Source organism: Bradyrhizobium sp. P5_C11_2, from assembly GCF_054049755.1.
Genome location: NZ_JBFULT010000574.1, coordinates 1 through 4,771, shown reverse-complemented (window position 1 = coordinate 4,771; position 4,771 = coordinate 1). Strand labels below are relative to the sequence as shown.

General features: G+C 66.7%; 3 protein-coding genes and 1 pseudogene. 1 reads left to right on the top strand and 3 read right to left on the bottom strand.

The window, feature by feature from the left end; translation table 11 throughout:
- Positions 1-156 (top strand): annotated as a pseudogene (locus ACXJL8_RS34350) (DUF1013 domain-containing protein); the annotation flags it as partial.
- A gap of 263 nt (positions 157-419) precedes the next feature.
- Here the strand turns inward: ACXJL8_RS34350 and ACXJL8_RS34345 are convergent.
- The 3 genes from ACXJL8_RS34345 to ACXJL8_RS34335 all read right to left on the bottom strand — a co-directional run bounded on the left by ACXJL8_RS34345 (position 420) and on the right by ACXJL8_RS34335 (position 4,498).
- Positions 420-689, bottom strand: coding sequence for a hypothetical protein (locus ACXJL8_RS34345; protein WP_456623612.1), 270 nt, complete (start codon positions 687-689; stop codon positions 420-422).
- 173 nt (positions 690-862) lie between these two features.
- Positions 863-2,773, bottom strand: coding sequence for a propionyl-CoA synthetase (locus ACXJL8_RS34340; RefSeq protein ID WP_456623613.1), 1,911 nt, complete (start codon positions 2,771-2,773; stop codon positions 863-865).
- Positions 2,774-3,112: 339 nt separating this feature from the next.
- Entirely contained in the window at positions 3,113-4,498 is a 1,386-nt protein-coding gene (locus ACXJL8_RS34335) for a tetratricopeptide repeat protein (protein WP_456623614.1), read from the bottom strand.
- Positions 4,499-4,771 lie beyond the last annotated feature (273 nt).

Here is a 4,771-nt window from a genome sequence, read left to right as displayed (position 1 = left end):
GCCTATGGCGGCGCGACGCTGCTGCCGGCCTCCGAGACCACCAAGAAGGACGAGTTCGAGCCGGCCGAGAAATCCAGCGACGACCTCAACGTCGACGCCGTCTTCGCCAAGCTGAAGACGCTGGGCGGCAAGAAGCAGGACCAGGAGGAGGAGTAAGGCTCCGCTCTCTGTTCGCCTGTTGAATGCGATCTGAACGCGGCGGGGTGACCTGCCGCGTTTTTGTTGTGCCTCTCCGCTGTTGAGAGGCAGCGCGCTCGCGCCACACCCTCAGTGTCGTCCCGGCGAAGGCCGGGACCCATAACCACAGGGAGTAGTTTGGCGAAGCCTCGCAGTTCGGTACTTCTACCGTCCGCGACCGATGGATTCCGCGGTATGGGTCCCGGCCTTCGCCGGGACGACACGAGAGAAACAGCGCGCGCCTACGGCCGTTCCGGATGGTTCAGCATGTACTCGCCGAGATCGCGCTGGCGGCGGTCGGAGCGGGTGATCGCTGCGTTGCGCTGGACGTCGCGGTCCTTGCGGCAGGCCACGTATTCCGGCGAGCCCTGCGCATAGCCACGGCTCTGGCAGACCGCATCGTCGTCGTCACCGCCCATCGCCACCGGCGTCTGGTAGCGCGCCGAGCAGGCGGAGACAGCGATGGCGAGCAATGCGGCGGCGAGCAGGCGCGGCACGGTGGCGAGTTGCATCAAGGGTCCTTTGTTGGCCGCACTGTTTAGCCCGGAATGAGGAAAATGTAAGTCTAAGCGCCGTCATTCCGGGGCGGTCCGCAGGACCGAACCCGGAATCTCGAGATTCTCAGGTGCGCAATCGCGCACCGTAGCTCGATGCTTCGCATCGCCCCGGAATGACGACGGAAACCTCACACCCTCCCCTTCAGCGCCTCCCCGATCTCGTCCAGCACCTTGGGGTCCTCGATGGTCGCCGGCATGGTCCAGGACTCGCCGTCGGCGATCTTCTTGATGGTGCCGCGCAAGATCTTTCCGGAGCGCGTCTTGGGCAGGCGGCCGACGGTGATCGCGAGCTTGAAGGCGGCGACGGGGCCGAGCCTGTCGCGCACCAATGCGACGATCTCCTTCTCGATCTCGGCGGGTGCGCGCTTCACGCCGGCCTTGAGCACCAGGAAGCCGCAGGGCACCTCGCCCTTGATGGCATCCTTGACGCCGAGCACGGCGCATTCGGCGACATCCGGATGCGAGGCCAGGATCTCCTCCATGCCGCCGGTCGACAGCCGGTGGCCGGCGACGTTGATGATGTCGTCGGTGCGGCCCATGACGAAGACGTAGCCGTCCTCGTCCTTGTAGCCGGCGTCGGAGGTCTTGTAGTAGCCGGGGAATTCGGTGAGGTAGGCCTCCTTGAAGCGCGCATCCTGATTCCACAGCGTCGGCAGGCAGCCCGGCGGCATCGGCAGCTTGATGACGATCGAGCCCATCGTGTTGGGACCGACGGGCTTTGCCGCTTCGTCGACCACGTCGACCTGGTAGCCCGGCATCGGCACCGTCGGCGAGCCGTGCTTCACCGGCAGCATGCCCAAGCCCACCGGATTGCCGGCGATGCACCAGCCGGTCTCGGTCTGCCACCAATGGTCGATCACAGGCACCTTCAACTGCTGCTCCGCCCATTCCACCGTCGGCGGATCGGCGCGCTCGCCGGCGAGGAACAGCGTGCGGAATGTCGAGAGGTCGTATTGCCGGATGAACTTGCCGTCCGGATCCTCCTTCCGGATCGCCCGGAACGCGGTCGGCGCGGTGAACAGCGCCACCGCCTTGTGCTCGGCGATGACCCGCCAGAACGCGCCGGCGTCGGGCGTGCCGACCGGCTTGCCCTCATACATGATCGACGTCGCGCCATGCAGCAGCGGCCCGTAGACGATGTAGCTGTGGCCGACCACCCAGCCGATGTCGGAGCCGCACCACCAGACCTCGCCGGGCTTGACGCCGTAAAGGTTGAACATCGACCATTTCACCGCGACGAGATGGCCGCCATTGTCGCGCACGACGCCCTTCGGGATGCCCGTCGTGCCCGACGTATAGAGGATGTAGAGCGGATCGGTCGCGGCCACCGGCACGCAAGCGGCCTTCTTGCCGTCGTTCATCGCCTTGCGGCGCAGGCTGGCCCAGTCGTAATCGCGGCCGGGCGTCAGGTCACAGGTGAGCTGCGGACGTTGCAGCACGATGCAGGCCTTCGGCTTGCTGCCGGCAAGCCTGATCGCCTCGTCGAGCAGCGGCTTGTACTGCACGATGCGGCCGGGCTCGACGCCGCAACTCGCCGACAGGATCAGCTTCGGCTGCGCATCGTCGATGCGGGTGGCGAGCTCCTTGGCGGCAAAGCCGCCGAACACCACGGAGTGCACCGCGCCGATGCGCGCGCAGGCGAGCATCGCGACCACGGCCTCCGGCACCATCGGCATATAGAGGATGACGCGATCGCCCTTGGCGACGCCGAAATCCTGCATGATGGCGGCGAGCGCCTGCACCTCGCCCAGCAGTTCGCCATAGGTGAATTTGGTGACCGAGCCCGTCAGCGGCGAATCATGGATCAGCGCGACCTGGTCGGCGCGGCCGCGTTCGACGTGGCGGTCGAGCGCGTTGTAGCAGGTGTTGACGACGCCGCCGCTGAACCAGCGGCCGTAGACGCCCTGCGAGGGATCGAAGATCTTTTTCGGCGGCTCGATCCAGTCGATCTCCTTGGCCGCCTCGGCCCAAAAGCTTGCAGGATCGGCCAGCGAGCGCGCATGGACCTCGTGATAACGACTCGTTCCCCGGACATTCATGCAAGCGCTCCCGTTCCCTTTATTTGTCCGGCTTTGACCTGACGACAGGACAGAAGTCCCGCCATGACCAGGATCAAGGGCCAGCCTTGTTTGCGGGGTATTTTCCCGGGAACGGGCTGCGGTTCAAGCTGAAAAGGGTGGTGCCTTTCGGCGGAGGACGCTGCTGCCGCGCGGGCGGTGCGCTCCCTCGCCCCGCCTGCGGGGAGAGGGTTGGGGTGAGGGGGAGTCTCCGCGGGGACGGTGAGAGTTCGACCCGCGGGGACTCCCCCTCACCTGGAATCCGCGCTTCGCGCGCATTCCGGCCCCTCCCCGCAAGCGGGGAGAGGCGAAGAAACCAGCCTAGCTCTCCATCGCATTCAACCGCTGCAACCGCTCCTGCATGACCTTCCTCAGATCGTAGCCGGGACGGCCGAAGCTCGCGTTGCGGAGGCTGAGAAAATCGCGCTGGGTGCGGCGGAGCTCGCCGGCCGAGCGGGCGCGGGCGGATTTCAGCACGCGTTCATAGGTCTCGGCGATCTGGCGGTCGAGCACCCCTAACTGCGGGTCGGCGCAGATCACCTTCTCGACCTCGCGCTTCGCGGTCGCGCAATCGAACGACGGGCCGTTGCCGGTGCCCGCATTCAGCGGGCGCGGCGGCTCGGCGCCGAATTTCGCGATCTCCGCGATCATGGTGCGGCGGCCGGCGGAGGCGTTGTCATTGCCGGGATCGAGCCGCAGCGCGGTCTCATAGTCGGCCAGCGCCTTCTTGCGCTCGCCCATCTTCTTGTAGAGCACGGCGCGGTTGTTGTAGGTCTGCGCGAAATTCGGATCGAGCTTCAGCGCGGCCTCGTAGTCGCTGAGCGCCGCACCGAGCTCGCCCTTGAGCTGGTAGGAATCGCCGCGGTTGGTGAAAAAATTCGGCCGTGGCGCCAGTCGCAGCGCCTGGTCGTAGTCGGCGATCGCCTTGTCGTACTCGCCCATCGCGGCCAGYGACAGGCCGCGATTGTCGTAATATTCCGGCACCTTGGGATCGAGCCTGATCGCCTCGCCATCGTCGGCGACCGACTTGTCGAGCTGGCCGAGCTTCTTGTAGGCGGCGCCGCGATTGGTGTAGCTGCGCGGCCGGTTGGGGTCGAGCCGCAGCGCCTCGCTGAGATCGCGGACCGCCTTCTCGTTGTCGCCGCCGAGATAATAGGTCGCGCCGCGATCGGACCAGGCCTGGGCATAGTCCGGCTTCAACTTGATCGCCTGGTCGTAATCGGCCAGCGCGCGGTCGAGCCGGCGCTGATTGGTGTAGACGACGCCGCGCAGCTCATAGGCTTCGGCATCCTGCGGATCGAGCTCGATCGCCTTGCTGAGGTCGGCCGCGGCGCGGCCGAGATCGCCGCCGGCCTCGCGCAGCAGGTCGCCGCGCAGGCGCCAGGCACGTGCATTCTTGCCGTCGAGCGCGATGGCGCGGTCTATATCCCGGAGGGCTTGCGTGAGGCCGCCGGATGTCCGCGCATTGGCGTCGGCGCGCACCAGCAGCGCCGCGGCGCGGTCGGAATTCGGATTGGTGGCTTGATCGATGATGGCGCTGCACGCCGGGATCAGCTCGGCGGGCTCGGCCTTGCTGCCCATCACGCAATCGACGCCAGCCGAGGCCGGCGCGGCAAGGACAAGACTTATCGCCGCGCTGAGCAGCAAAGCGCGAAGCGAGGTTTTGGCAAACGGGAAGGTTTGCGCGGAAGGACGCGTACCGCACATGGCATAAGGCTCCGTGACGTCAGGTTTTCACCATTGTCGCGGGGAGCGAGGATCGGGTTCAAATCGGGCCTAGCGGGGGGCGCACCGGCGCCTGCTCTCCCTCGCCCCGCCTGCGGGGAGAGGGTGGGGTGAGGGGGAGTCTCCGCGGGGACGGCAGCAGTCGGACTCGCGGAGACTCCCGCTCACCCGGAATTTGCTCTCGCAAATTCCGGCCTCTCCCCGCATCCGCCTTCGCTAAAGCTTCGGCGGACAAGCGCGGGGAGAGGCGAAGAC

Excerpts from the sequence above, each read along its gene's own strand:
- ACXJL8_RS34345 (WP_456623612.1), bottom strand. The coding sequence starts at position 689 with ATGCAACTCGCCACCGTGCCGCGCCTGCTCGCCGCCGCATTGCTCGCC.
- ACXJL8_RS34340 (WP_456623613.1), bottom strand. The coding sequence starts at position 2,773 with ATGAATGTCCGGGGAACGAGTCGTTATCACGAGGTCCATGCGCGCTCG.